This is a genomic window from Crenobacter caeni, assembly GCF_010435965.1.
Taxonomy (GTDB): domain Bacteria; phylum Pseudomonadota; class Gammaproteobacteria; order Burkholderiales; family Chromobacteriaceae; genus Craterilacuibacter; species Craterilacuibacter caeni.
Genome location: NZ_JAAGAA010000006.1, coordinates 108,569 through 133,564, shown reverse-complemented (window position 1 = coordinate 133,564; position 24,996 = coordinate 108,569). Strand labels below are relative to the sequence as shown.

General features: G+C 66.0%; 21 protein-coding genes and 1 tRNA gene. 13 read left to right on the top strand and 9 right to left on the bottom strand.

Annotated elements, in window-relative coordinates; translation table 11 throughout:
* Window positions 1–25: 25 nt before the first annotated feature.
* The 4 genes from lon (at window position 26) to GZH52_RS08690 (ending at window position 4,904) form a co-directional block, all read left to right on the top strand.
* Window positions 26–2,440 carry an endopeptidase La gene (gene lon / locus GZH52_RS08705; protein ID WP_163316090.1) on the top strand — a complete coding sequence of 805 codons (2,415 nt, stop codon included), beginning with the start codon at window positions 26–28 and terminating at the stop codon, window positions 2,438–2,440.
* A 176-nt stretch (window positions 2,441–2,616) separates the two neighbouring features.
* Window positions 2,617–2,886: an HU family DNA-binding protein gene (locus tag GZH52_RS08700; RefSeq protein ID WP_136552303.1), complete on the top strand. Its 270-nt coding sequence runs from the start codon at window positions 2,617–2,619 to the stop codon at window positions 2,884–2,886.
* Window positions 2,887–2,944: 58 nt separating this feature from the next.
* Window positions 2,945–3,021, top strand: a tRNA-Asp gene (locus GZH52_RS08695).
* Window positions 3,022–3,077: 56 nt separating this feature from the next.
* The gene (locus GZH52_RS08690) at window positions 3,078–4,904 is read left to right on the top strand and encodes a SurA N-terminal domain-containing protein (RefSeq protein WP_163316089.1); all 1,827 of its coding nucleotides are present in this window, start codon (window positions 3,078–3,080) and stop codon (window positions 4,902–4,904) included.
* Between the two features lie 87 nt (window positions 4,905–4,991).
* Here GZH52_RS08690 and sodB read toward each other — a convergent pair whose 3' ends face one another.
* Complete coding sequence (gene sodB / locus GZH52_RS08685; RefSeq protein ID WP_136552298.1) at window positions 4,992–5,570, bottom strand: superoxide dismutase [Fe]; 579 nt, start codon at window positions 5,568–5,570, stop codon at window positions 4,992–4,994.
* A gap of 105 nt (window positions 5,571–5,675) precedes the next feature.
* Between sodB and GZH52_RS08680 the strand changes: the two genes are divergently transcribed.
* From GZH52_RS08680 to GZH52_RS08665, 4 genes are read left to right on the top strand one after another with little or no spacing between them, the layout of a single operon-like run.
* Entirely contained in the window at window positions 5,676–6,851 is a 1,176-nt protein-coding gene (locus GZH52_RS08680; RefSeq protein WP_163316088.1) for a BaiN/RdsA family NAD(P)/FAD-dependent oxidoreductase, read from the top strand.
* A gap of 50 nt (window positions 6,852–6,901) precedes the next feature.
* Window positions 6,902–8,308 (top strand): replicative DNA helicase, encoded by a 1,407-nt coding sequence (gene dnaB / locus GZH52_RS08675; protein ID WP_163316087.1) that lies wholly within the window; start codon window positions 6,902–6,904, stop codon window positions 8,306–8,308.
* 22 nt (window positions 8,309–8,330) lie between these two features.
* Window positions 8,331–8,639, top strand: a complete 309-nt coding sequence (locus tag GZH52_RS08670) for a (2Fe-2S) ferredoxin domain-containing protein (RefSeq protein ID WP_163316086.1) — start codon at window positions 8,331–8,333, stop codon at window positions 8,637–8,639.
* On the top strand, window positions 8,639–9,247 hold the full coding sequence (locus GZH52_RS08665) for an alpha/beta hydrolase (RefSeq protein ID WP_163316085.1): 609 nt from the start codon (window positions 8,639–8,641) through the stop codon (window positions 9,245–9,247). Before GZH52_RS08670 ends, GZH52_RS08665 begins: the two co-directional genes overlap by 1 nt.
* Window positions 9,248–9,310: 63 nt before the next feature.
* Here the strand turns inward: GZH52_RS08665 and map are convergent, their stop codons facing one another.
* From map to dinG, 5 genes are all read right to left on the bottom strand, one after another.
* Window positions 9,311–10,108 (bottom strand): type I methionyl aminopeptidase, encoded by a 798-nt coding sequence (map, locus tag GZH52_RS08660; protein WP_163316084.1) that lies wholly within the window; start codon window positions 10,106–10,108, stop codon window positions 9,311–9,313.
* A gap of 90 nt (window positions 10,109–10,198) precedes the next feature.
* Window positions 10,199–11,371: a porin gene (locus GZH52_RS08655; RefSeq protein WP_163316083.1), complete on the bottom strand. Its 1,173-nt coding sequence runs from the start codon at window positions 11,369–11,371 to the stop codon at window positions 10,199–10,201.
* 170 nt (window positions 11,372–11,541) lie between these two features.
* Window positions 11,542–12,678: a porin gene (locus GZH52_RS08650; protein WP_163316082.1), complete on the bottom strand. Its 1,137-nt coding sequence runs from the start codon at window positions 12,676–12,678 to the stop codon at window positions 11,542–11,544.
* Between the two features lie 159 nt (window positions 12,679–12,837).
* Window positions 12,838–13,152: a DUF3579 domain-containing protein gene (locus tag GZH52_RS08645; protein ID WP_163316081.1), complete on the bottom strand. Its 315-nt coding sequence runs from the start codon at window positions 13,150–13,152 to the stop codon at window positions 12,838–12,840.
* A gap of 98 nt (window positions 13,153–13,250) precedes the next feature.
* On the bottom strand, window positions 13,251–15,374 hold the full coding sequence (dinG, locus tag GZH52_RS08640; RefSeq protein ID WP_163316080.1) for an ATP-dependent DNA helicase DinG: 2,124 nt from the start codon (window positions 15,372–15,374) through the stop codon (window positions 13,251–13,253).
* A 125-nt stretch (window positions 15,375–15,499) separates the two neighbouring features.
* On the opposite strand from dinG, the gene GZH52_RS08635 reads away from it, so the two are divergent.
* From GZH52_RS08635 to idi, 3 genes are all read left to right on the top strand, one after another.
* Window positions 15,500–17,446, top strand: a complete 1,947-nt coding sequence (locus GZH52_RS08635; protein ID WP_163316079.1) for an aminotransferase class I/II-fold pyridoxal phosphate-dependent enzyme — start codon at window positions 15,500–15,502, stop codon at window positions 17,444–17,446.
* 421 nt (window positions 17,447–17,867) lie between these two features.
* On the top strand, window positions 17,868–19,094 hold the full coding sequence (locus tag GZH52_RS08630; RefSeq protein ID WP_163316078.1) for an argininosuccinate synthase: 1,227 nt from the start codon (window positions 17,868–17,870) through the stop codon (window positions 19,092–19,094).
* A gap of 315 nt (window positions 19,095–19,409) precedes the next feature.
* Window positions 19,410–19,928 (top strand): isopentenyl-diphosphate Delta-isomerase, encoded by a 519-nt coding sequence (idi, locus tag GZH52_RS08625; protein ID WP_163316077.1) that lies wholly within the window; start codon window positions 19,410–19,412, stop codon window positions 19,926–19,928.
* Here the strand turns inward: idi and GZH52_RS08620 are convergent.
* From GZH52_RS08620 to hutW, 3 genes are read right to left on the bottom strand one after another with little or no spacing between them, the layout of a single operon-like run.
* The gene (locus GZH52_RS08620) at window positions 19,900–20,535 is read right to left on the bottom strand and encodes an NAD(P)H-binding protein (RefSeq protein ID WP_163316076.1); all 636 of its coding nucleotides are present in this window, start codon (window positions 20,533–20,535) and stop codon (window positions 19,900–19,902) included. The genes idi and GZH52_RS08620 overlap by 29 nt on opposite strands.
* Window positions 20,532–21,032: a heme utilization cystosolic carrier protein HutX gene (hutX, locus tag GZH52_RS16805; RefSeq protein WP_239058071.1), complete on the bottom strand. Its 501-nt coding sequence runs from the start codon at window positions 21,030–21,032 to the stop codon at window positions 20,532–20,534. Before hutX ends, GZH52_RS08620 begins: the two co-directional genes overlap by 4 nt.
* The gene (hutW, locus tag GZH52_RS08615; RefSeq protein ID WP_239058070.1) at window positions 21,029–22,348 is read right to left on the bottom strand and encodes a heme anaerobic degradation radical SAM methyltransferase ChuW/HutW; all 1,320 of its coding nucleotides are present in this window, start codon (window positions 22,346–22,348) and stop codon (window positions 21,029–21,031) included. The genes hutX and hutW overlap by 4 nt, the downstream gene beginning before the upstream one ends.
* A 153-nt stretch (window positions 22,349–22,501) precedes the next feature.
* Between hutW and hemP the strand changes: the two genes are divergently transcribed.
* Window positions 22,502–22,663 (top strand): hemin uptake protein HemP, encoded by a 162-nt coding sequence (gene hemP, locus GZH52_RS08610; protein ID WP_163316075.1) that lies wholly within the window; start codon window positions 22,502–22,504, stop codon window positions 22,661–22,663.
* 73 nt (window positions 22,664–22,736) lie between these two features.
* Window positions 22,737–24,962 carry a TonB-dependent hemoglobin/transferrin/lactoferrin family receptor gene (locus GZH52_RS08605; RefSeq protein ID WP_163316074.1) on the top strand — a complete coding sequence of 742 codons (2,226 nt, stop codon included), beginning with the start codon at window positions 22,737–22,739 and terminating at the stop codon, window positions 24,960–24,962.
* The last annotated feature ends 34 nt before the right edge of the window (window positions 24,963–24,996 follow it).

The following is a 24,996-nucleotide window of genomic DNA, read 5'->3' as shown; positions in this document are numbered from 1 at the left end:
TCCATTTCGGAAATGGTCATACATCATGTCGCAGAGCACCGAACACATTGAAGCGACCACCTTGCCGCTGCTGCCGCTGCGCGATGTCGTCGTCTTCCCCCACATGGTCATCCCGCTGTTCGTCGGGCGGGCCAAGTCGATCCGTGCGCTGGAAATGGCGATGGACGAGGGCAAGGAAATCCTGCTGGTCGCCCAGCGTTCGGCGTCCAAGGACGAGCCGGGTGCCGAGGACCTCTACCAGGTCGGCACCGTCGCGCAGGTGCTGCAGATGCTCAAGCTGCCCGACGGTACCGTCAAGGTGCTGGTCGAGGGGCGTCACCGCGCTTACGTGCGCGACATCAGCGAGGAAGCCGACTGCTTTGTCGCGACCGTGCTGCCGGTCGGCGCCGAGCCTGCCGAGACCACCGAGAGCGAGGCGATGCGCCGCGCGCTGCTCGGCCAGTTCGAGCAGTACGTCAAGCTCAACAAGAAGATCCCGCCCGAGGTGATGGCGTCGCTCTCCGGCATCGAGGCGTCCGGCCGGCTGGCCGACACCATCGTCGCCCACCTGCCGCTGCGCCTGGAGCAGAAGCAGGAAGTGCTCGAGCTGATCGACGTGCAACCGAGGCTCGAACACCTGCTCTCGCAGCTCGAGGGTGAAATCGACATCCTGCAGGTCGAGAAGCGCATCCGCGGCCGCGTGAAGCGGCAGATGGAGAAGAGCCAGCGCGAGTACTACCTGAACGAGCAGGTCAAGGCGATCCAGAAGGAACTGGGCGAGTCGGACGAGACCAACGAGCAGGAAGAGCTGCAAAAACGCATCAAGGCCTCCGGCATGAGCAAGGAGGCGCGCGAGAAGGCGAATGCCGAGCTCAAGAAGCTGGCGATGATGTCGCCGATGTCGGCCGAGGCGACGGTGGTGCGCAGCTATATCGAGACGCTGCTCGAGCTGCCGTGGAAGAAGAAGTCCAAGGTGCTCAAGGACATCGACCAGGCCGAAGAGGTGCTCGACGAGGACCACTACGGGCTGGAGAAGGTCAAGGAGCGCATCCTCGAGTACCTGTCCGTGCAGCAGCGCGTCGACCGTCTGAAGGCGCCCATCCTGTGCCTGGTCGGTCCGCCGGGGGTCGGCAAGACCTCGCTCGGCCAATCGATCGCGCGTGCCACCGGCCGCAAGTTCGTGCGCATGGCGCTGGGTGGCGTGCGTGACGAGGCCGAGATCCGCGGCCACCGCCGTACCTATATCGGTTCGATGCCGGGCAAGGTGCTGCAGAACATGAGCAAGGTCGGCGTGAAGAACCCGCTGTTCCTGCTCGACGAAGTCGACAAGCTGGGCGCCGACATGCGCGGCGACCCGTCGGCCGCGCTGCTCGAAGTGCTCGACCCCGAGCAGAACCACGCCTTCATCGACCACTACGCCGAGGTCGAGTACGACCTCTCTGACGTGATGTTCGTCGCGACCGCCAACTCGCTGAACATCCCGCCGGCGCTGCTCGACCGCATGGAGATCATCCGCCTGTCCGGTTACACCGAGGACGAAAAGGTGCATATCGCGCTGAAGTACCTGGTGCCCAAGCAGATGAAGAACAACGGCGTGGGCGACGATGAGGCGGTGATCCAGGAGTCGGCGATCCGCGACATCGTCCGCTACTACACGCGCGAGGCTGGCGTGCGCAGCCTGGACCGCGAGATCGCCAAGATCTGCCGCAAGGTGGTGATGGGGCACTCCAAGCGGCAGGGCAAGGGCGGCAAGGTCACCGTCAGCGCGAAGACGCTGGACAAGTATCTGGGCGTGCGCCGCTTCGACTACGGTGTCGCCGAGTCCGAGAATCGCCTGGGCCAGGTCACTGGCCTCGCGTGGACCGAGGTCGGCGGCGAGCTGTTGACCATCGAGGCGGTCGCGCTGCCGGGCAAGGGCAACATCATTCGCACCGGCCAGCTGGGGGAGGTGATGCAGGAGTCGATCACCGCAGCCTTGAGCGTGGTCCGGAGCCGCGCCGCGTCGCTCGGTATCCGTCCGGATTTCTACGAAAAACGCGACATGCACATTCATGTTCCGGAAGGGGCGACCCCGAAAGACGGCCCGTCGGCAGGCATCGCGATGACCACCGCGATCGTGTCGGTGCTCACCGGCATTCCGGTGCGTGCGGACGTGGCAATGACCGGCGAGATCACGCTGCGCGGCGAGGTGTTGCCGATCGGCGGCCTCAAGGAAAAGCTGCTGGCGGCGCAGCGCGGCGGCATCAAGCGCGTGCTGATCCCGCACGGCAACGTCAAGGATCTCGTTGAAATTCCAGCGAATATCAAGAACAAGCTGGAAATCCACCCGGTCAAGTGGATAGACCAGGTGTTGTCTTTGGCGCTGCAGTCGCAACCGCAGCCGTTGTCAGAGGATGAAAGCTCTGCCAATATCACCCAACCGGCAGAGGGCGCGCAGGCGTCGTCGGTCGTCAAGCACTGAGGGGGCGGCTCCTTGGCCGCGCCTGCTAAAAAAGGGGGGCTCCGGCTGTCTTGCAGCCGGGTCCGGCAAGGCTGGAAGCCGCTTGACACAAGGATTTCAGCCTTGTTATAACACTCGCGGTTTCAAATTCCGCACAATCTAGACTCTGACCGACAGAATGAAGAAAGGGGACTTACGTGAACAAGTCTGAACTGATCGACGCGATCGCTGCCAACGCCGACATTTCCAAGGCTGCTGCCGGCAAGGCGCTGGACGGCATGATCGCCGCCGTGACCGAGACCCTGAAAAACGGCGGCGACGTCACGCTGGTGGGCTTCGGTACCTTCTACGTCGGCGAGCGCGCCGAGCGTACCGGCCGTAACCCGAAGACCGGCGAGTCGATCACCATCCCCGCTGCCCGTGCGCCCAAGTTCCGCGCCGGCAAGGCGCTGAAGGACGCGCTGTAAGTCGCTCCGGTGCCGGCTTGCCGGCACCGTCGCAGGTGAGCCTTTGCCTGCCCATCACGGAGCGGTAGTTCAGTTGGTCAGAATACCGGCCTGTCACGCCGGGGGTCGCGGGTTCGAGCCCCGTCCGCTCCGCCAGAATGCAAGGTGAACGGGCATCCGTTCACCTTTTCTTTTCGCGCAAGCCCATACAAATGTTCGATTTCGTCCACAACAACAAGTTCGCCATCAAGATCATCCTCGGTGCCGTCGCGCTGACCTTTGTAGGTTTCGGCGTCGGCAGCTACTCCACCGTGACCGACGACCCCTACCTTGCCAAGGTCGGCGAGCGCAAGGTCGTCAAGGCCGATCTGGACCGCGTGCTTGAGGGGCAGAACGCCAACGCGGCGACCCGCCAGGCGGCGCTCGAGTCGCTGATCCGCCAGAACCTGGTGCTGGCTGACGCCGAGGCGGCTGACCTCGCGGTGGGCGGCGCCGAACTGCGCCGCGTGATCGCGTCGATTCCCGCCTTCCAGCAGGACGGCAAGTTCAGCCCGGATCGTTACAAAGAATTCCTGGCCAACCGCTACATGAGCCCCGAAGCGTTCGAGGCGCAGGTGCGCCAGGACGTGATGTTGCAAAGCCAGCTGTTGCCGTTTACCGGCAGCCACTTCGTCGCCAAGACCGTCGCCCAGCGCATGGCGGCGCTGCTTGGCGAAACCCGCGACGTGCAGGCGCTGGTGATCCGTCCGCAGGCTTTCCTCGCCGAGGTCAAAGTCGGCGACGCGGCGGTCAAGGCGTTCTACGAGGCGAACAAGGCGCGCTTCCGTACGCCGGAGCAGGTGAAGCTCGACTACGTCGTCCTCTCGCAGCAGGCGATGGCCGGCAAGCAGAAGGTCGACGAGGCGGCCGTGCGCAAGTACTACGAGGCGCACAAGGCCGAACTCGGCGGCGAGGAGCGCCGTGTCGCGCATATCCTGCTGACGGTCGACGCGGCCGCCGGCGCCGACGCGAAGGCCAAGGTGAAGGCGCAAGCCGAAGCCCTGCTCAAGGAAGTCCAGGCCAACCCGGCGCGCTTCGCGGAGCTTGCCAAGGCGCGCTCGCAGGACCCGGGTTCGGCTGCCAACGGCGGCGACCTCGGCTACTTCGGCCGCGGCGCGATGGTCAAGCCGTTCGAGGACGCCGCGTTCGCGCTGGACAAAGGGCAGGTCAGCGGCATCGTGCAGACCGAGTTCGGCTACCACATCCTCAAGCTGGAAGACGTGAAGGCGCCTTCGTTCGACGCGCTGAAGCCAGAGATCGAGGCGCAACTGGCACGCCAGCAGTCGACCGCCGCGTTCCGCGCCGAAGCCGACAAGCTGGGCGAACTTGCCTACCAGCAAGGCAGCTCGCTCGAGCCGGCGAGCAAGGCACTCGGCCTGACGATCGAGCAGTCCGGCTGGGTGTCGCGCGAGGCGCCGGGGCAGGGCGTGCTGGCCAACTCGAAGCTGCTCGACGCCGCGTTTAGCGACGACGTGCTCAAGGGCAAGCACAATAGCGAGCCTGTCGACGTCGGCGACAACACGCTGGTGGTGGTGCGCGTGAACGCGCACAAGCCGGCCGCGACGCAGCCGCTGTCCGAAGTGAGCGACGCGATCCGCGCCGAACTCGCGCAGAAGGAAGCGGTCAAGCTGGCCCGCGCCAAGGGTGAAGCCCTGCTCGCCGAACTCAAGGCCGGCAAGGGCGACGTCGCCGCGGCGTGGGGGCAGATGGTGCCGGTGTCGCGCAAGTCGCCGCAGGGGTTGCCGATGGCCGACGTGCGCGCGATCTTCGCCGCGCCGGCCAAGACGCTGCCGTCGTACGCGGGCCTCGAGCGTGAGGGCGGCGACTATGTGCTCTACCGTGTCGACAAGGTCGAGCCTGCGGTGGCGACCAGCCCGCAGGAAGTCGCGCAACTCTCGGCGGTGGTCAGCGAGCTGTCTTCCAACGCGCTGGTTTCCGGCTACCTGCAGGGTCTGCGCCAGAAGTATCCGGTGATGCTTAGCCAGCAGCCGACCGAGTAATCGGGATGTGTGGCGCGCCGTCAGGCGTGCCGCGCAGACAAAAAAAAGCGGCGCCAGAAGGCGCCGCTTTGTGCTGGGGCTAGCCGATCAGGCGAAGTTCGCCGCGACGAAGTCCCAGTTCACCAGCTTCCAGAAGCCCTCGAGGTAGTTCGGGCGGCTGTTGCGGTAGTCGATGTAGTAGGCGTGTTCCCATACGTCACAGGTGAGCAGCGCCTTCTTGTCGGTGGTCAGCGGGGTGGCCGCGTTGCTGGTCGACATCAGGTCGAGCGAGCCGTCGGCGTTCTTCACCAGCCAAGCCCAGCCGGAGCCGAAGGTGCCGGCGGCAACCGCGTTGAATGCCTTCTTGAACTCGTCGAACGAGCCCCACTTGGCGTTGATCGCGTCGGCGAGCGCGCCTTCCGGTGCGCCCTTGCCGTTCGGGGTCAGGCCGAACCAGTAGAAGGTGTGGTTCCACACCTGCGCCGCGTTGTTGAAGACGCCGCCGGAAGACTTCTTGACGATCTCTTCGAGCGAGGCGTTCTCGAACTCGGTACCCTTAATCAGGTTGTTCAGGTTGGTGATGTAGGTCTGGTGGTGCTTGCCGTAGTGGTACTCGAGCGTTTCCTTGGAGATGGTCGGCGCCAGCGCGTCGAGGGCGTACGGCAGTTCGGGCAGTTTGTGTTCCATGCGGGTCTCCTGGGGCAAAGGTTTTTGCATAATTCTGCTTGCCAGCCAAGTTTACTGGAATTGCCAGTGCGCGGCCAATGGTTGACCGTACAACTAGGGTAAACAATGCAACGTTTTGACGTGATCGTGATCGGAGCCGGCGCCGCCGGCATGATGTGCGCGGCGACCGCCGGCGCACGGGGACGTAGCGTGCTGCTGCTTGACCATGCGGTGAAGCTTGCCGAGAAGATCCGCATCTCCGGCGGTGGCCGCTGCAACTTCACCAACAGCGGCGCGCGCGCCGACTGCTATCTCTCCGAAAATCCGCATTTCTGCCGCTCCGCGCTCAGCCAATACACGCCGCAGGACTTCCTTGCGCTAATGGCCCGCCACGGCGTCGCCTGGCACGAGAAAAAGCTCGGCCAGCTCTTTTGTGACGACTCGAGCGAGCAGGTGATCGCACTACTGGACGCCGAATGCAGCGCCGCGGGCGTCGATCGGCGCATGGGCGTCGAGGTGGGCGAGGTAGCGCGCGGCGAGGACGGGTTATTCACGGTGGCGACGAGCGAGGGCGGCTTCGCGGCCGGGTCGCTGGTGGTCGCCACCGGCGGCCTGTCCATCCCGCAGATCGGCGCGACGCCCTTCGGCTACCGGCTGGCCGAGCAGTTCGGCCTGGAGGTGACACCGCTCGCGCCCGCGCTGGTGCCCTTGACCTTCCACGCGGACGACGCCGAACGGTTCGCGCCGCTTGCCGGCGTGTCGCTGGACGCCGAGGTGTCGTGCGGCAAGGCGAGCTTCCGCGAGAGTCTGCTGTTCACCCACAAGGGCCTGTCGGGGCCTGCCATCCTGCAGATTTCCTCGTACTGGCAGCCGGGCGATGCGTTGACGGTCGACCTGTTGCCGGGCGTGGACGTTGAGGCGCTGCTAGCTGGCAACGCCGGCAGTGCGCAGCGCCTGGCCAACTTGCTGGGCGAGTACTGGCCCAAACGCTTTGCCGACGCCTGGCTTGCCCAGCAGCAGATGGACTGGAAGGTGAGCGAAGTGACCGGCCGGCGCGTGCAGAAGTTTAGCGACGCCGTGCACCACTGGCGGGTGCTGCCCAACGGCACGCAGGGCTACCGCAAGGCCGAGGTCACCCGTGGCGGAGTGTCGACCCGCGCGCTGTCGTCCAAGACCATGGAGGCGCGCGGGGTGCCGGGGCTCTTTTTTGTCGGCGAGGTGGTCGACGTGACCGGGCACCTGGGCGGCTACAACTTCCAGTGGGCGTGGTCGAGCGGCTTTGTCGCCGGCAAAAACTGCTAGAATCGCGCTTTGCTCCCGCGTCCAGCCGGCGACAGCCGGCCCCCCGCCCAATGAACGAACACGAAGAATCCTACGCCGGCGACGTCGCCGCCGTGCGCACGCCGCCCAACTCGGTCGAAGCTGAACAATCGGTGCTGGGCGGCCTGCTGCTCGACAACAGCGCGTTCGACAAGATCGCCGACGTCTTGTCCGAGGCCGACTTCTACCGGCACGACCACCGGCTGATCTTCCGGCATATCTCGCAGCTGGTGGAACTTGCGCGCGCGGCCGACGTGGTGACCGTCTCCGAGCAGCTCGACAAGAACGGCGAGCTCGGCAACGTCGGCGGGCTCGCCTACCTCGCGCAGCTCGCGCAGAGCACGCCGTCGGCGGCCAACATCCGCCGCTACGCCGAGATCGTGCGCGAGCGCTCGGTGATGCGCCAGCTCGCGCAGGTTGGCACCGAGATCGTCGAGTCGGCGTACAACCCGCAGGGGCGCGACGCGTCGCAGCTGTTGGACGAGGCCGAGGGCAAGGTGTTCCAGATCGCCGAGTCGACCGCCAAGGGCAAGAAGGGCTTCCTCGAGATGCCGGGCCTGCTCAAGGAGGTCGTCGAGCGCATCGACATGCTGTACAGCCGCGAGAACCCGGACGAGGTGACCGGCATCCCGACCGGCTTCACCGATCTGGACGCCAAGACCTCCGGCCTGCAGCCGGGCGACCTGGTGATCGTCGCCGGCCGTCCGTCCATGGGCAAGACCGCGTTCTCGATGAACATCGCCGAGCATGTCGCGGTCGAGACGCACCTGCCGGTCGCGGTGTTCTCGATGGAGATGGGTGGCACCCAGCTGGTGATGCGTATGCTGGGGTCGGTCGGCCGGCTCGACCAGCACGTGCTGCGCACCGGCAAGCTGGAGGACGAGGACTGGAGCAAGCTCACCTTCGCAATCGGCAAGCTGTCCGACGCACCGATGTATATCGACGAGACGCCGGCGCTGACCGCGCTGGAAGTGCGCGCGCGTTCGCGGCGCCTCGCGCGCCAGCACGGCGGCAAGCTCGGCCTGATCGTGATCGACTACCTGCAGCTGATGTCGGGGTCGGGTCGCAGCGACAACCGCACTGCCGAGCTTGGCGAGATTTCGCGCGGTATCAAGGGGCTTGCCCGCGAACTGGAAGTGCCGATCATCGCGCTGTCGCAGTTGTCTCGTGCAGTTGAACAACGCCCGAACAAGCGGCCGATGATGTCGGACTTGCGCGAATCGGGCGCCATCGAGCAGGACGCGGACATCATCGTCTTCATGTACCGCGACGAGTACTACAACCCGGATTCGCCGGACAAGGGCCTGGCCGAGGCGATCATCGCCAAGCACCGTAACGGCCCGACCGGCACCGTCCGCCTCGCCTTCGTCGGCAAGTACGCCAAATTCGAGAACGCCGCCTTGCACGGCGCCAGCGGCTGGGCCGACAACGACGGCTGAACCGCATTATCAGGGGAAAACCATGTCTTTTTACCAGCACCATGTGTTCGTCTGCTGCAACCAGCGCGCGCCCGGCGAGGACTGCTGCAACAACCACGGCGCCAGCGAGCTGATGGGCTACATGAAGGACCGCGTGAAGGCGCTGGGGCTCGCCGGCGAGGGCCGGGTTCGCGTCAACAAGGCCGGCTGCCTCGGCCGCTGCGACGACGGCCCGCTGATGGTCGTCTACCCGCAGGAGATCTGGTACACCTTCGTCGACCGCGAGGACATCGACGAGATCGTCGACAAGCACCTGCTCGGCGGTGAGGTGGTTCAGAGGCTGGCGCGCTGATGCTCAAGCCGCACAATGCCCGCATGCTGGCGGGGCCGGTGGGTGAACTGGAGACGCTCATCGTCGAGCCCAAGGGCGCGGTCACCGGCATCGCCGTGATCTGCCACCCGAACCCGCTGCAGGGCGGCACCAACGGCAACAAGGTGGTGCAGACCGCTGCGCGCGCGCTGTCGCAGCTGGGCTATGTGTGCTACCTGCCCAATTTGCGCGGGGTCGGGGAGAGCGGCGGCGTGCACGACTATGGCGTCGGCGAGGTCGACGACGTGCTCGCGGTCGTCGAGCACGCGCGCGCCGCGCACGGCAGCCTGCCGCTCGCGCTGGCCGGCTTCTCGTTCGGCGGCTTTGTCGCCGCGCGGGTGCGTGAGCGCTGTGAGGCCGAGCGGCTGCTGCTGATCGGCGTGGCGGTGGGCAAGTACGCGATAGCTACGCCGCCGGTGCCGGCCGACACGCTGGTGATCCACGGCGAAGAGGACGAGGTGATCCCGCTTACTGCCGTGTTCGACTGGGCGCGGCCGCAGTCGCTGCCGGTGCTGGTGCTGCCCGGCGCTGGCCACTTCTTCCACGGCCGGCTGGTGCAGCTGGCCGAGCAGATCCGCCGCCTCTGGTAGGGGCAGCCGGAACGCAACAAGGGCGCCCGTGGGCGCCCTTGTCTTTGTGGGGAGTGCAGCTTCTTACTTGAACACCGGCTTGGGCGGCGTGCCCTCGGAGGTGGTCAGGATCTCGTAGCCGGTGTCGGTGACGAGGATGGTGTGCTCCCACTGCGCGGACAGGCTGCGGTCCTTGGTGACCACCGTCCAGCCGTCGGCGAGCATGCGCAGGTGGCGCTTGCCCTGATTGATCATCGGCTCGATGGTGAAGATCATGCCGGCCTGGATCTCGACGCCGGTGCCCGGGCGGCCGTAGTGCAGTACCTGCGGCTCCTCGTGGAACTTCTGGCCGATGCCGTGGCCGCAGAATTCGTGAACCACGCTGTAGCCGGCCTTCTCGGCGTGCTGCTGGATCGCGTAGCCGATGTCGCCCAGGCGCGCACCCGGCTTCACCTTCTCGATGCCCTTCCACATGCACTCGTAGGTGATGCGGCACAGGCGGCGGGCGTGCTCGCCGACTTCGCCGACGTAGTACATGCGGCTGCTGTCGCCGTGGTAGCCGTCCTTGATCACGGTGACGTCGATGTTGACGATCTCGCCGTTCTTCAGCGGCTTGTCGTTCGGGATGCCGTGGCAGATCACCGGGCCGACCGAGGTGCACACCGACTTGGGGTAGGGTGTGCCGCCGTCCGGCGCGTAGTTCAGCGGCGCCGGGATGGTGCCTTGCACGTTGACCATGTACTCGTGGCACAGGCGGTCGATTTCTTCGGTGGTGACACCCGGCTTGACGAAGGGGGTGATGTAATCGAGCACTTCCGCCGCCAGTCGGCCGGCGACGCGCATTTTCTCGATGTCCTGCTCGTTCTTGATGACGATGCTCATGGCGGTTCGGTTCGGGAAGGTGGAACGCGCCATGTTAACAAAAAACGGGCGCCGCGGCGCCCGTCAACGAAAGGAAGAAGCGTTCAGGCCTTAGAAGTTCACGCGCAGGCCGGCGCCGAAGGCTTGCGGGTCGGTGCCCTTGGCGAGCGATGCCTTGCTGGAGCCCTGGCCACTGGTGTAGATCGGGTTGACCGAGAAGTTGGCGTTCTGCGCGCTGCTGTTCTTGATCTTGGTCGCGTAAGCAAAGACCTGGGTCTGCTTGGTCAGGTCGTAGGTCGCACCGAGCACCCACTGGCTCGCCTTGAAGTCGTCGGCGTTGGCGTCGCCGTCGAGCTTGCCGAGCTTGCCGTAGGACGCGCGTACCGACGCGGCGCCGAACTTCTGCACCACGGCGAGGTGCCAGTCGTTCTGTTTGGTGTCGGGCTTGCTGCCGACGTAATCGACGCGGCCCCATTCGTAGCCGGCGCCGATGGTGGTGCCGGTGGTGAAGGAGTACGCGGCGGCCAACTTGTAGAACTGGGTCTTGTCAATGTTGGGGGTGTAATCGATGCCGGTCACAACGCCATTCTTGTCCTTGATTTCTTTGGACGAGAATTTATCGCCCGCGCGGTCGTAACCGGCACCGACCTTCAGGCCGCCGTTGCTGTACTGGCCGGCCAGCGACCAGCGGTCGTTGTTCTGGCGCTGCTCGCCGGTGGCTGCGGTCGACACGTAGCGGTCTTCGTCGAAGCCGTAGGAGAAGCCAGCGATGAAACCGGCCCAGTTCGGGCTGGTCCAGCTGACGCTGTTCTTCAGGCGGGTTTCACCGCGGCTGTAGGTGGACGAACTGCCGTGGGTATCGGCGGTGGTGTTGCTCATCACGTTGAGGCCGACGTCGGTCAGGCGCTTGTACGCGGAGTCGTAGTTACCTAGCACGAAGGTGCCGGCAGCGGCGTCGGACAGGCCGACGAAGCTGTTACGGGTCGCGAAGGTTGCGGATTCGCCCTTGTCGTTGACGCCGCCGTTTTCGAAGTTGCGCAGGCTCTGCTCGAGCTGCCACACCGCCTTCAGGCCGCCGCCCAGGTCTTCGCTGCCCTTGAAGCCGATGCGCGAGTTCTCGTCGGTGACGCGGGTGGTGCGCTTGTAGTTGTCGGCCGGCTTGGCCGCGCCGTCGGCCTTGGCCGACTCGACGCCGGCGCTGATGAAGCCGTAGATGTTGACGTCGGCGTGTGCGGGCAGGGTGAAGATCGCGGCCAGCGCGGCCGCCAGGGTGTGCTTGTACATGCGTTGCTCCGTTGTGTTTGTGTGGCGCCGGATTTTCCGGTCGGCGCCAGTATCCGCACCCGCCATTACATAGGCATTGCCGGCGGGTGACGGTTTGGTTAACTGCAACACTGTTGGATCAACGCAAAAAAACGGGCGCTGCAGCGCCCGTTTTTTCAGCCAGAGAAGGCTTAGAAGTTCACGCGCAGGCCGGCGCCGATGGCCTGCGGGTCGTTGCCGCGGGTCAACACAGATACGCTTTCACCCTTGATCGTGACTTTTTGGCTCGTGATCTGATTGTTCTGGAAGTTCACGTTCTGGCTTGCGTTGTTGTTGATTTTGGTGGCGTAGGCGTAAACCTGAGTCATCTTGCTCAGGTTGTAGGTGCCGCCCAGGATCCACTGCGAGGCCTTGTAGTCGTCGGCATTGTCGACACCGTCGAGCTTGCCGAGCTTGCCGTAGGACAGGCGAACCGAACCCTTGCCGAAGTTCTGCTGCACGCCGATCGTCCAGTCGTCCTGCTTCAGGTCGCTACCGACTTTGGTGTCGCCCTGCGCCCACTCGTAGCCCGCGATCAGCAGGGTGTCAGCAATCTTGTACGAAGCGCTGAGCTTGTAGAACTTCGACTTTTCAAGGTTTTCCGTGGTGCCAAAAGAGTTACGAGCGGCAACTTCTTGCGGCTTAGGTGCTGCGTAGGTATACGAGTCTTTCTGCTGGTCGTAGCCCAGACCAAGTTTCAGACCTTCCAGCGTGTATTGGGCAGCGACCGACCAGCGGTCTTTGCTGGCAGAGCCATCTTCATCTGCAGCGAACGATACGCCAGCAACTAGACCGGCCCAGCTTTGGGTGGTGTAGCTGATGCTGTTGGTGTAGCGGGCTTCGCCACGGCTGAAGATCTGGGTGGCACCTTGGTTGCCGGCGGTGGTGTTGACCATCAGGTCCTGGCCGGTGTCGGTCAGGCGCTTGTACGCGGAATCGTAGCGGCCAAGCAGAAGGGTTCCGAAGGTGGCGTCGGACAGGCCGACGAAGCTGTTGCGGCCGGCCCAGGTGTCACCGCCGGCGTTGTCGTATTTAGCCAGCGAGTTTTCGATCTGCCACACTGCTTTCAGACCGTTGCCCAGGTCTTCGCTGCCCTTGAAGCCGATGCGCGAGTTGTCCGAGTTGACGCGGGTGGTGCGCTTGTAGTTCTTGGCCTCATCGCCATTGCCAGTGGCTTTTGCTGAATCCACGCTGGCAGCCATGAAGCCGTAGATGGACACTTCAGCCTGCGCGACGGCCGGCAGGGCGAACAGGGCGGCCAGGGCGACAGCCAGGGTTTTCTTTTGCATGTTTGCGTTGCTCCGTTGTTTCGGGTGGTCTTGGTCTTGTTTTCGACCGTCGCACATTGTGACGAATGCATGACAATCGTGTGCCAATTTAACAACGCACGCGTCAAACGTGTTGCAAAATAGCTAAAGAATCGGCTAGGGAAAACCCTATTGTTGTTTTTATGCTAAAAACTTGTTCGGGTAGACTTCGTCGATCAGCGTGCGGCAGTCGACCACGCGCAGGTGGTTGTCGCGCGCGAAGTCGATCAGGTAACTGAAGATGTCCGGGTGGGCTTTTTCCAGCTTCTTGTCGATGGCGACGCAGCGCACGCCCTCGAGCAGCATGGGTCGCACGAACTGGTGGTAGGCGAGCTTCTGGTTCTCGCCGAACGAGGACATCACGCCTGAGAGGCGCTCGGCCCAGTCGCTCGGACGGAAGGTGCGGCCTTCCTCGGTGATGCCCTGGATGACGATTTCGTAGGGGTTGCAGATCATGGTGACGGCGATGGCCTTGCAGGTCGGGTGTCTCGGTTGTGGCGCCGGGCACGCCGCGAGCGGGTGCCCTTTTAGTTTTTCGTCATTCTATCCGAATTTCAGATGCGCTTGAACGGCGGCAGCGACGCGAGCAGTTTCTTGCCGTAGCGCTGGCGGGTGATCCGGTTGTCGAGGATGGTCACCCGGCCCCAGTCGCGCTCGGTGCGGATCAGCCGGCCGACCGCCTGTATCAGCTTGATCGACGCCTCGGGCACCGTCACTTCGATAAACGGGTTGCCGCCGCGCTTTTCGATCCAGCGCGAGAGCGTCTTGCCGACCGGGTCGTCCGGCATCGCGAACGGCAGCTTGGCGATGATCACGTGCACGCAGGCTTCGCCCGGCAAGTCCAGTCCCTCGGAGAAGGAGTCGAGGCCGAAGATCACGCTGGGCTGCCCCTCGCCCAGGCGCCGGTAGTGCGTCTCCAAGAGCACGCTCTTGGGTAGTGCGCCCTGCACCAGCAGGTGCTGCTTGAAGCTCTCCGGCAGCGCCTCGGCGACCTCCTGCATCTGTTTGCGCGAGGAGAACAGCACCAGGGTGCCGACCGGTTCGGTCTCATCGATCAGCTTGGGCAGCCACTCGACGATCTCGCGGGTGTGCGCGCCCGGGTCTTTCGGGCTGGCGTTCAAGGGCGGCAGGTAGAGTTCGCCTTGTGTCGGGAAGTCGAATGGCGAGTCGAGCGCGACGCAGCTGACGCCGGGCAGCCACTTGAGGCCGGTCTGCGTCAACAGCAGGTCGAATTCGCCCAGCGAGCGCAGCGTTGCCGAGGTGAGCAGCGCTGCCGCGGCGCGCCGCCACAACCCGTGTTCGAGGCTGGCCGCCGCGCTGACCGGAGAGGCCGAAAACAGGTAGTCGCCCTTGCCGTCGAGCTTGCGGGTGATCCACTTGGCGATCGGCGGCGCCTTGTCGTCGGCCTCGCGCTCGAACAGGTCCCACACCGCGGTGAGCTGCTCGGCGCGGCCGACGATGAAGCCGAGATCCGTCTGCGCCTTGTCGAGCAGGGGCGCGTCGGCGGGCTTGTCGCGGCGCGCCTCGGCCACCGCGTCGGCCATGCCGGCGATGTGCTTGTACAGCGAGCGCGCGCTGACCGCCATATTGGCGGTCGGCTGCTTCAGGTGTTCGGGCAGGCGCCCGTCGTCGATCAGCCAGGTCGGGTCCCCCCCTTCGGCGGGCGAGAGCGCTTCCTCGCCGCCGAGCAGCCACAGCCATTCGGTCAGTGTCTCGGCGCAGGCGGCCGCCGCGTCGGCGGCGCCGGCGGTCAATTCGGGCTTGTCGATCAGCGCCTCGACGCGGCTGGCGAGCTGCGGCATCTTCTCCAGCCACCCCATCGCCTGCGCGAGGCTGTGTTCGGCGGCGAACTGGTTGACCGCCTTCTTGGCCAGGTGGTGCGCCTCGTCGATGCAGTAGAAGCTGTCGTCGGGCGCGGGCAGGATCACGCCGCCGCCCATCGCCACGTCGGCAAGCAGCAGGTCGTGGTTGGCGACGACGACGTCGACCGTCTCCAGTACGTCGCGCGCGAGGTAGAACGGGCATTCGGCGCGGTTGGGGCAGGCAGTCTTCAGGCAGCCGTGGCGGTCGTTGGTCACGCGCAGCCACAGGCTGTCGTCGACGATGGCCGGCCAGCTGTCGCGGTCGCCGTTCCAGCTGCGCGCGTAAAAGGCGTCGGCGAATTCGCGCAGGGTGTCGAGTTCGGCCTGCTCGGGTTTCCTGTCCCACAGCGCGAGCACCGGGTCCGGTGCGAGCAGTTCGCCCTGCGCGTGGCCGGCGGTCAGCCCGAACAGGCGGTACGGGCATAGGTAGCGGCCGCGGCCCTTGGCCAGCGCGAAGGTCAGCGGCAGGCCGCTCTTCTCGACGACGAAGGGCAGGTCACGGTCGACCAGCTGCTCCTGCAGCGCGACGGTCGCGCTGGTGACCACCAGCTTCTTGCCGCGCATGGTCGCCATCACGCCACCGGCGATCAGGTAGGCGAGACTCTTGCCGACGCCGGTCGGCCCTTCGACCACCACGATGCTCTCGCCCTCGCGCTCGGGCAGTTCGCCGTCGACCACCGGCAGGCTGCGCGAGAAGGCGTTGGCGATCTCGGCGAGCATCTGCCGCTGTGCGGCGCGTGGGCGGAAGCCCGGCAGGTTGTCGGTGAGGGTCTTGTAGCGGTCGCGGATGGCGGCCTTTTCGGCGTCGGAAAGCATGGCGCGATTGTAGCCCAGCACGTGCGATGTGCGGCTGCAAAATGACGCGCCGCGGGCATGCGGTTACAGTAGCTGTTCATGACAATAAGATGCGGTGCCGAGTGTGCCGCAGGGGAGCGCAAACCATGTCGTCCATCAATTGCCGGATCGCGATCGTCAGCCAGGACGCGGCGTGGGCCGCCGCCGCGTGCGAGGCGCTGCAAAAGGCCGGTGCCAGGCTGGCCAACCCCTTCGGGCTTTGTTTTGCCGCGTGTAGCAGCCGCGCCGAGGTGCTGTCGCTGATCGAGACCGACGGCGAGGTACAGGGCGTGCTGGTCGACCACGCCTTGGCCGGCGATGGCGCCGACCCCGCCATGGCCCTGATCGAGTCGCTGTGGGCACTGCGCCCGGAGTTGTCGTTCTACCTGGTGCTCGCCGGCGACGAGGAGGAGGGCGAGGCCGAGCTGATGTCGCCGGTCGAGCTCTCCGGCTGCTTCTATCGGGACGAGGCCGATTTTGCCGGCTGGTTCCGTATCTTGAGCGCCGAGATGGCCGAGCGTTCGGCGACGCCGTTTTACGACGCGCTGCGCGAGTACGTGGCGATGGCGAAGGACGCATGGCACACGCCCGGCCACTCCGGCGGCGAGTCGTTGTTGGGCAGCCCGTGGGTCGAGGACTTCCACGACTTTGTCGGCGAGAACATGCTGCGCGCCGACCTGTCGGTATCGGTGCCGGAACTCGATTCGCTGCTGCACCCGACCGGCGTGATCCTGGACGCGCAGGCGCGCGCGGCCAAGGCGTTCGGCGCGCGCGAGACCTTCTTCGCGACCAACGGCTCGTCCACCGCCAACAAGGTGATCCTGCAATCGCTGCTCTCGCCGGGCGACGTGCTGCTGCTCGACCGCAACTGCCACAAGTCGGTGCATCACGCGGTGATCCTCTCCGGCGCACGGCCGGTCTATCTGGACGCCTCGCTGAACCGCCGCTACGGCATTTTCGGCCCGGTGCCCAAGGCGCGCATCCTGGCGGCGATCGAGGCGCACCCCGAGGCGAAGGCGCTGATCCTCACTTCGTGCACCTACGACGGGCTGCGCTACGATCTGGCACCGCTGATCGAGGCCGCGCACGTGGCCGGCATCAAGGTCGTGATCGACGAGGCATGGTTCGGCCACGCGCGTTTTCACCCGCAACTGCGCCCGACCGCGATGGAAGCCGGTGCCGACTACGCGACGCAGAGCACGCACAAGGTGCTCTCGGCGTTCTCGCAGGCGAGCATGATCCATGTCCAGGACCCCGACTTCGATGCGCACCTGTTCCGGGAGTGCTTCAACATGCACGCGTCGACCAGCCCGCAGTACGGCCTGATCGCCAGCCTCGACGTCGCCCGCCGCCAAGCGGTGATGGAGGGCTACCGGCTGCTGTCGCGGGCGCTGAAGCTTGCCGCCGAACTCAAGCGCAAGATCGACGGCACCGGCGTCTTTCGCGTGCTCGAGATGGACGAATTGCTGCCCGACGAGATCCGCGGCGACGGTGTACGGCTCGACCCGACCAAGCTGACGGTCGACATCTCGCGCTGCGGCTGGCGCGCCGACGAATTGCAGCGCGCGCTATTCGAGCGCTTCAACATCCAGGTCGAGAAGACCACCTTCAACACGCTGACCCTGCTGTTGACCATAGGCACGACCAAGAGCAAGGTCACGCGGCTGTGCGATGCGTTCGGCCGCCTCGCGCGCGAGGCGCGGCCGCCGCTTGAAGTGGCCCGGCTGCCCGAGATGCCCGCGTTCACGGCGCTTGCCTGCCTGCCGCGCGACGCGTTCTACGAGGCGGGCGAGCGCCTCACGCTGCTCGACGACGACGGGCGGCCGAACCAGGCGCTGATCGGGCGGGTGTCGTGCGACCAGATCGTTCCCTATCCGCCGGGCATTCCTGTGCTGGTGCCCGGCCAACTGATAGACGAGGCGGTGCTGGTGTACCTCGCGCGGCTGATCAAGCGACAGAAGGGGATCGAGATCCACGGAATGGCCAGCGCACAAGGCGAGGAGGCAGTTCGCGTGCTGAGCGGGGCCGAGCTCGAACGGGTTAGGCCAAGATAAATACGTCATAAAGGCTTGCGACGCCGGTGGATTTAGTATACATATATTGGCGTCGCAAAAATGTAAAACATGACATTGGTTTTGCTGGCGACACCCGTTCAAATAGATGCTCACCGTCGGGACGCGTAGCGCGCTGACGCGGTGTTTTTCTGGAAACCTGATGAAACCTGTCTGGCAAACCCAGCTTATCGGCACCCCGGCCCCGGCGGCGGCGACGCCGTGCGTACGCGCACGGCGTCAGGTGCGACGAAGCACCGCGGGCGAATGTTGTCGTCCGCTGCCGGGTCTGCCCGCGGCGCTCGACTGAAGTTTGCCCGCCGTCCGGCCTGTTGCGCCGGGCGAACCGAACAAGCATGAGTCTGCCGCCACCTAGCCGTACCACGGCCGGCGGCAACAGGAAAAACCGGAAGAAAGAAGCACTATGTCTGACATCAAGAAAGTCGTCCTCGCCTACTCGGGCGGCCTCGATACCTCCGTCATCCTCAAGTGGCTGCAGGACACTTACCAGTGCGAAGTGGTGACCTTCACCGCCGACATCGGCCAGGGCGAGGAAGTCGAACCCGCGCGCCAGAAGGCGATCGCGCTGGGCATCAAGCCCGAGAACATCTTCATCGACGACTTGCGCGAAGAATTCGTGCGCGACTTCGTGTTCCCGATGTTCCGCGCCAACACCATTTATGAAGGCGAGTACCTGCTGGGCACGTCGATCGCGCGCCCGCTGATCGCCAAGCGGCAGATCGAGATCGCCCGCCAGGTCGGCGCCGACGCGGTCAGCCACGGCGCGACCGGCAAGGGCAACGACCAGGTGCGTTTCGAGCTCGGCTACTACGCGCTGCAGCCGAACATCCACGTGATCGCGCCGTGGCGCGAGTGGGATCTCTTGAGCCGCGAGAAGCTGCTCGCCTACGCCGAGACCCACGGCATCGACATCAGCAAGCGCAAGAGCGGCGCGAGCCCGTACTCGATGGACGCCAACCTGCTGCACATCTCCTACGAGGGCCTGGCGCTGGAGAACCCGGCGGCCGAGCCCGAAGAAGACATGTGGCTGTGGAGCAACTCGCCGGAGAGCGCGCCGGATGCGGCCGAGTATGTCGAACTCGAGTACAGCAAGGGCGACATCGTCGCCATCAACGGCGTCGCGATGAGCCCGGCTCAGGTACTGACCAAGCTCAACCAGCTGGGCGGCAAGCACGGCATCGGGCGTCTGGACATCGTCGAGAACCGCTACGTCGGCATGAAGTCGCGCGGCTGCTACGAGACCCCGGGCGGCACCATCATGCTCAAGGCGCACCGCGCGATCGAGTCGATCACGCTCGACCGCGAAGTCGCGCACCTGAAGGACGAGTTGATGCCCAAGTACGCCAAGCTGATCTACACCGGCTACTGGTGGAGCCCGGAGCGCCACATGCTGCAGACCATGATCGACGAGAGCCAGCAGACGGTGAACGGCTGGGTGCGCGTCAAGCTGTACAAGGGCAACGTGATCGTCGTCGGCCGCGAATCGAAGACCGACTCGCTGTTCGACCCGAACATCGCGACCTTCGACGAGGACGGCGGCGCGTACAACCACGCCGACGCCGCAGGCTTCATCCGCCTGAACGCGCTGCGGATGCGCATCGCCGCCAACGCCAGGCTCAAGCGCGGCTAAGGCGCCGTCTTGCCAGCAAAAAGCCCGCCTGTCCGGCGGGCTTTTTTCATTTGCGCAGGGGGGTTACCGGCGCCGACCACGGTAGCGAGTCTGCCGACGGGCGCGACGGAGCCGTTGGCAATCGTCTCCAGCGTGCGCACGCCCGGCCCGGCCGGCAGGTGCTCACGAACTGCACCTGAGCGGCGCTGGCTTCGAACGGGTACAGGCGCTACGGCCCTACCGCCCAGTGTTTTTCCATGAAGCAGGGCGGGCTTGATGGTAAGACAAATATGGGGCCTGCCAAGGCTTGTTAATGACATTCATGCTGGAGGAGCCATGGCACTGATCCTGGTCGACGGGGACGACCGGCCGCTAGGAACGGGCGAGAAGCTGGCGGTGCACGAGGCCGGGCTGTTGCACCGCGCGTTCTCGGTGCAGGTGTTCGATCGCGCGGGGCGCTGGCTGTTGCAGCGGCGCGCCGCCGCCAAGTACCACGGCGGCGGCCTGTGGTCGAACACCTGCTGCAGCCATCCGCTCGCGGGGGAGGACACCCTTTCGGCCGCGCACGCGCGCCTTGGCTTCGAGATGGGCTTCGATTGTCCGCTCGGCTTCGAATACAGCTTTGTCTACCGGGCGGTGATCCCGCCGGGGGATCTGGTCGAGCACGAGTTCGACCATGTGTTTGTCGGCCGCTTCGACGGCGACCCCCATCCCAACCCCGACGAAGTCGACGCCTGGCGCTGGGTGGCGCCGGATGAACTTAGCGAGGCGCTCTTCGCGCACCCCGCGCATTTCACGCCGTGGTTTGCCCTGATCCACGCGGCGCTCAGCCAGCGTCTGTCTGCGCCCCGCTGACGCACAACGTGCGCCCGTGCTGGGCCGGGTCGGTCAGCAGGGCGAGGATGGCCAGCGCAAGGTCGGCGCGCGGCAGTGGTGCGCCGCTGCCGTTTGCGCCGTCGTGCAACTGCCAGCGCCCGCAGCCCGCCGAGTTGCTCAGGCCGCCGGGGCGCAGCAAGGTGGTGGTCAGCGGACCGGCCCGCCAGCGCGCCTCGGCCCGCGTCTTCGCGCAGATTGCCTCGCCCAGCATGGCCTGTGCCTGCACCGAGAGCAGCGGGTAGAGCTCGCCGCAACCGAAACTGGTCACCAGAAGCGCGTGCTCAACGCGGGCAGCCTCGCAGGCGGCGATCACGTTGACGTTGCCGGTTTCGTCCACCCGCCGCCCGTCCGCCGACTTGCCGCCGAGCAGGCTGACCACCTGGCGCGGCCTGGCCACCTCGAGCGCGCGTGCGCAGTCCTCCGGCTTGAACGCATCTCCAGTGACAACCGCCACGCCGGCCGCCTCAAGCGCATCGCCGCGCCCGGGCCTGGCCAGTGCCGCGACGTCCAGCCCAGCTTGGCGGGCGGCCAGGGCGAGCAGCAGGCCGCTGTTGCCGCTGGCACCGAACACCAGCAGGTCGCTCATGCGTGCGCCTCCATCAGCGCGCGCAGCGCGGCGAGCTGCGGCTGTTTCAAAGAACCGTCGGCTTCGCGGCCGGCGAACACCTTGAACATCACCCCGCCGTCGCCGTTGGCGAATAGAAGGCTTGCGCTGTCGCGGCCCATGAACGGCCGCTCGACCAGGTAGATCGCCTGGCAGCGTTCGGCGCGCAGGTGGCCGTGCAGGCCCTGTTTGCCGTGCAGGTTGTAAAAGCCGTGCCCGGTCTCCCCCGCGGGGAAGGCACCGCCGATCTCGAAGATGCCGTCGGCGGTGTGCACGATCACGGTGACGTCCCCCAGCGCAGGCAGCGCTTCGAGGACCGCCACGCAATGGCGGCCGTCCACCTTGCGCCACATCGCCTCTGGCAGGCACTCGATCAGTTGGGCCATGGTGAGGCCGCTGCCGTCGGCGAGTTTCTCCAGCACCACGCCGGGGTTCCTGGCGAGGCGATCCTTCATCTGTGCGATTTGCGGGGTGTTCATGCGGTCTCCTTGAGCGGATGGTGAAGGGTGAGCGGGTGGGCGTGGCCCGCGCCGGCCGGGGCGATGCGTTCGGCCATCTCGCGGATCATCGTCGGCCCCCAGAAGCGGCCGTCGACGGTCAGCTCGGCGTGGTCATGGCCGAGGGTGAGCAGGCCAAGCGCCGCCCAGCGTTCGATGAGTGGCCGGGTCTGCGCGGGTTCGGGCAGCGACGCGAGCGCGATGCGGCCGGTTTCGACCGCGCCTTGCAGGGCGGCCAGCTGGCCTGCGGCGTCGCCGCGGCCCAGGCGGGCGATCGGTTTTTGGCTGACGGGGCAGGCCAGGTAGCGTTCGAGGTCGGGTTCGACCGCGTAGCTGAAGGCACCGCGCTTGCCGCCTGCGCCGGAACCGAAAGCGAGGCAGTCGGCGCCGGCCTTGATGGCCAGGTTGTAGCGGTTGCGTTCGCGCGCGCACGGCGCGCCGAAATGGCTGTTCGACAGTTGTGCCCAGCCCGCCTCGTCAAACGCGCGGCAGGCGGTGCGGTACTGCGCAAGTTGCTCGGCGAGCGAGCCGGCGCTCGGCAGCGCGCCCTTTTCGATCATGCGCACGATGGGCAGTTGCGGCATCAGGTTGAACGCGTACACGTCGACGCCGGAGAGCCCCAGCGACAGGGCGGTGGCGAGGTCCTGTCGCCAGACGCTGTCGTCCTGGCCGGGCAGGCCGAACATCAGGTCGGCGACGACGACCTGGCCGCTGTGTGCAGCCAGCCATTCCAGGTAACGGGCGGCTTCGTCGCCCGGGTGCTTGCGGCCGAGCCGACGGCGGATATGCGTGGCGAAGGTCTGTACGCCGATCGAGAAGCGGTTGGCGCCGGCTTTGATGCAGGCGTCGACCTTATCTTCGCCGAAGTGCGAGATGCGTCCCTCGACGGTGATCTCGCAGTCGTCGCTCAAGGGCAGGTTGGCCCTGAGTGCCTGAAGCAAGCGGCCAAGGTCGCGGGCAGAGAGCAGGGTCGGCGTGCCGCCGCCCAGGTAGAGCGCGCTGACCGAGCCGCTTTTTTGGCGGGTGGCTGCGTCGTGCTCGATCTCTGCAATCAGCCGGTCTACGTAGCGCGACGCGGTCTCGGCTTTCCAGCCGTTGCGGTAGAAGCCGCAGAACACGCAGTGGTTCGCGCAGAACGGGATATGCACGTAGGCGAGGCTGCCATGAGGCAGCGGCTGCTCTTGCAGGGATTGCCAGGTTGCCGGCCAGCGCACTTCCGGCAGCGGGGCCTGTCCCCACATCGGCATCAGCGCGCGGCGCTGCTTGAAGGGCAGGGGCTCGGGCAGGGTGTCGTACATTTCGTCTCCAGCGATTCAGGGGTGAGGATGGCTGGCGGCGGCTGGCTTTTTTCAGGCTAAACGAGAATGTATCGCAATTGCAACAGCAGCATTTCCGCTGTTGTCATAACGAATGATAATCGTTATCATTTGAAAAAATCATCGAGGGACAGCATGAACCACACAACCCCACCCGCGGCGCCCAAGCCGGTAGAGGGCCCGCACCTGCAAAGCACGCGGCTGTTCGGCCGCGCACGCGAAGTGACCATCGAACACGCCGGCGAAATCTACCGGCTGCGCCTGACCAGCAACAACAAGCTGATCCTGATCAAGTAAATCCGGGCCCCGACCCGCCCCAGCCAGCCAGCGCCCAGCGCGAGCCAGCCAACAACCCGACAAGGAAGTTTGCATGGCCCGCTTTCGTCTGACCCCGCTCTTCATCGGCCTCGCCTCGGCGTGGCCGGCCTTTGCCGAAACCTCGGTCCAGCTGGACAGGCTGGAAACGGTCGAGGTGACCGCGCACCGCACCGAGAAATCGCTCGCCGAGACGGCCCCCAACACCGTGGTGGTATCGCGCCACAAGCTCGACGCGACGCTCGCCCAAGACATGGCCGAAGCCGTCAAGTACGAGCCGGGGGTCGAGGTCGCCAGCGACCCGGCCAGGCGCGGCAACGCCGGCTATACCATCCGCGGCATCGACGGCAACCGCATCCTGATGCTGGTCGACGGCATCCGCCTGCCCGACGCCTACGCCGGCGGCGGCAACGCCAACGGCTTCGTCTCCGGCCGCGAGTACATCGACCTGGAAACGCTGCGTGCGATCGACATCGTCAAGGGGCCGTTCTCCAGCCTGTACGGCTCGGACGCGATCGGCGGGGTGGTCGGTTACCGGACCTTGCAGGCGGAAGACCTGCTGGCGCCGGGCGAGGCTGTCGGTGGCGGCGTGAAGGTTCTCGGCGCCTCGGCCGACGCGTCAAGCGGCCTGTCGGCTAGGCTCGCGCTCAAGGGCGAGCGCACCGAGGCGATGCTGCTCGCGACGCACCGGCGCGGCCACGAAACCCGCAACCAGGGCGATAACGACGCGAGCACGCCCGCAAGCGCCAAGACGCGCACCGCCCCCAACCCGCAGGACTGGACGAGCGACAGCGTGCTCGCCAAGTTCGGTTGGCAGCCGCTGGCCGGCCAGCGGCTGGAGCTTGCGCTCGAACACTACCGCCGCCGCACCGACACCGACGTCGTCAGCGCGCGTACCGCGCCGCGCAAGATGGGGGCTGTCAGCGTTGCCGGCGTCGACCGGCTGGACGCCACCGACACCGTCCGCCGTGACCGCGTCTCGCTTACGTGGCAGGGCAGGGAACTGGGCACGCTCGAACAGCTGGACGTCAAACTGTACGCGCAGAAACTCGACAACAGCGACGACAGCGTCGAGTGGCGCAGCGACGGCGCGCGGCGCGTCTCCGATTACGGCTTCGAGCAAACCAGCCGCGGCCTGAGCCTCGACGCCCGTCAGCGTTTCAATTGGGCGGGCCTCGAACACAGCTTGGTGTGGGGGCTGGACGCGAGCCGCACCGAGACCAGCCGCCCGCGCGACAAGGTCGAAGTCAAGGCCAACGGCAGCACCAGCAATGTCGTCGCCGGCGAGACCTTCCCGAGCAAGACCTTCCCGGACAGCACGTCCGACCGGGTCGGCGTCTTCGTGCAGGACGAGATCGCGTTGCCCGGCGGCATGCTCGCCTCGCCCAGCCTGCGCTGGGACTACTACCGCATGCGTGCCCACACCGATAAGGCTTACCTCAACGCCAACCCGGCGGGCGCGGTGCCTGCGTTCAGCGACCAGGCGCTCTCGCCCAAGTTCGGCCTGTCCGTGCCGTTCGCGGACCACTACACAGGTTTCGTGCAGCTCTCGACCGGGTTCAGGGCACCGCCGTTCGACGACGCGAACATGGTGTACGCGAACCAGACGCACGGCTACGAGGTGGTCGCCAACCCGAACCTCAAGTCGGAAACCAGCCGCGGCGTCGAGCTCGGCCTCAAGGGACAGTGGGAAAGCGTCGACTTCGGGCTGACCGCCTACGCCAACCGCTACCGCGACTTCATCGAACTGGTGACGCTGTCGGGCGACAGCAACGGCAACGGCATCGGCGGCGCGGCGCGCCCCGGCTCGTTCGAATCGCAGTACCAGAACATCGGCCGCGTCAGCATCCACGGTGCCGAAGCCAAGGCCGGCTGGCGCTTCGCCCCGGGCTGGCGCCTCGCCGGCAGCGTCGCCTGGGCGCAAGGCAGCAACCAGAGTGACGACCGTCCGCTTGATTCGGTCGCGCCGCTGACCGCGGTGGCCGGCCTGCGCTACGACAGCGAAAGCTGGGGCGCCGAAGCCTTCGTCAAAGCCGTCGCGCAAAAGCGCCGCGTGGCGGAAGAAGGGCAATTCAAGGCGCCCGGCTACGCGACGCTCGACCTGACCGCGTACTGGCAACCCGACCGCCACAGCACGCTGCGCGTCGGCGTATTCAACCTGACCGACCGCAAGTACTGGAACAGCGCCGACGTGCGCGGCCTTGCCGCAGGCGACGCGGTGCTGGAGCGCTACACCCAGCCCGGCAGGAACTTCAGCGCGAGCTACTCGTACAACTTCTGAAGCCGCACAGCGGCTCCCCTGCAACAAGGAGAAC

Bases quoted from the DNA above. Each gene is read 5' to 3' on its own strand.
- GZH52_RS08690 (WP_163316089.1), top strand. From the start codon at position 3,078: ATGTTCGATTTCGTCCACAACAACAAGTTCGCCATCAAGATCATCCTC.
- hutW (WP_239058070.1), bottom strand. From the start codon at position 22,348: ATGTACGACACCCTGCCCGAGCCCCTGCCCTTCAAGCAGCGCCGCGCG.
- sodB (WP_136552298.1), bottom strand. From the start codon at position 5,570: ATGGAACACAAACTGCCCGAACTGCCGTACGCCCTCGACGCGCTGGCG.
- idi (WP_163316077.1), top strand. From the start codon at position 19,410: ATGGCACTGATCCTGGTCGACGGGGACGACCGGCCGCTAGGAACGGGC.
- lon (WP_163316090.1), top strand. From the start codon at position 26: ATGTCGCAGAGCACCGAACACATTGAAGCGACCACCTTGCCGCTGCTG.
- GZH52_RS08645 (WP_163316081.1), bottom strand. From the start codon at position 13,152: ATGATCTGCAACCCCTACGAAATCGTCATCCAGGGCATCACCGAGGAA.
- GZH52_RS08670 (WP_163316086.1), top strand. From the start codon at position 8,331: ATGTCTTTTTACCAGCACCATGTGTTCGTCTGCTGCAACCAGCGCGCG.
- hutX (WP_239058071.1), bottom strand. From the start codon at position 21,032: ATGAACACCCCGCAAATCGCACAGATGAAGGATCGCCTCGCCAGGAAC.
- dnaB (WP_163316087.1), top strand. From the start codon at position 6,902: ATGAACGAACACGAAGAATCCTACGCCGGCGACGTCGCCGCCGTGCGC.
- GZH52_RS08650 (WP_163316082.1), bottom strand. From the start codon at position 12,678: ATGCAAAAGAAAACCCTGGCTGTCGCCCTGGCCGCCCTGTTCGCCCTG.
- GZH52_RS08605 (WP_163316074.1), top strand. From the start codon at position 22,737: ATGGCCCGCTTTCGTCTGACCCCGCTCTTCATCGGCCTCGCCTCGGCG.
- GZH52_RS08680 (WP_163316088.1), top strand. From the start codon at position 5,676: ATGCAACGTTTTGACGTGATCGTGATCGGAGCCGGCGCCGCCGGCATG.
- GZH52_RS08635 (WP_163316079.1), top strand. From the start codon at position 15,500: ATGTCGTCCATCAATTGCCGGATCGCGATCGTCAGCCAGGACGCGGCG.
- GZH52_RS08655 (WP_163316083.1), bottom strand. From the start codon at position 11,371: ATGTACAAGCACACCCTGGCGGCCGCGCTGGCCGCGATCTTCACCCTG.
- hemP (WP_163316075.1), top strand. From the start codon at position 22,502: ATGAACCACACAACCCCACCCGCGGCGCCCAAGCCGGTAGAGGGCCCG.
- GZH52_RS08665 (WP_163316085.1), top strand. From the start codon at position 8,639: ATGCTCAAGCCGCACAATGCCCGCATGCTGGCGGGGCCGGTGGGTGAA.
- GZH52_RS08620 (WP_163316076.1), bottom strand. From the start codon at position 20,535: ATGAGCGACCTGCTGGTGTTCGGTGCCAGCGGCAACAGCGGCCTGCTG.
- map (WP_163316084.1), bottom strand. From the start codon at position 10,108: ATGAGCATCGTCATCAAGAACGAGCAGGACATCGAGAAAATGCGCGTC.
- dinG (WP_163316080.1), bottom strand. From the start codon at position 15,374: ATGCTTTCCGACGCCGAAAAGGCCGCCATCCGCGACCGCTACAAGACC.
- GZH52_RS08630 (WP_163316078.1), top strand. From the start codon at position 17,868: ATGTCTGACATCAAGAAAGTCGTCCTCGCCTACTCGGGCGGCCTCGAT.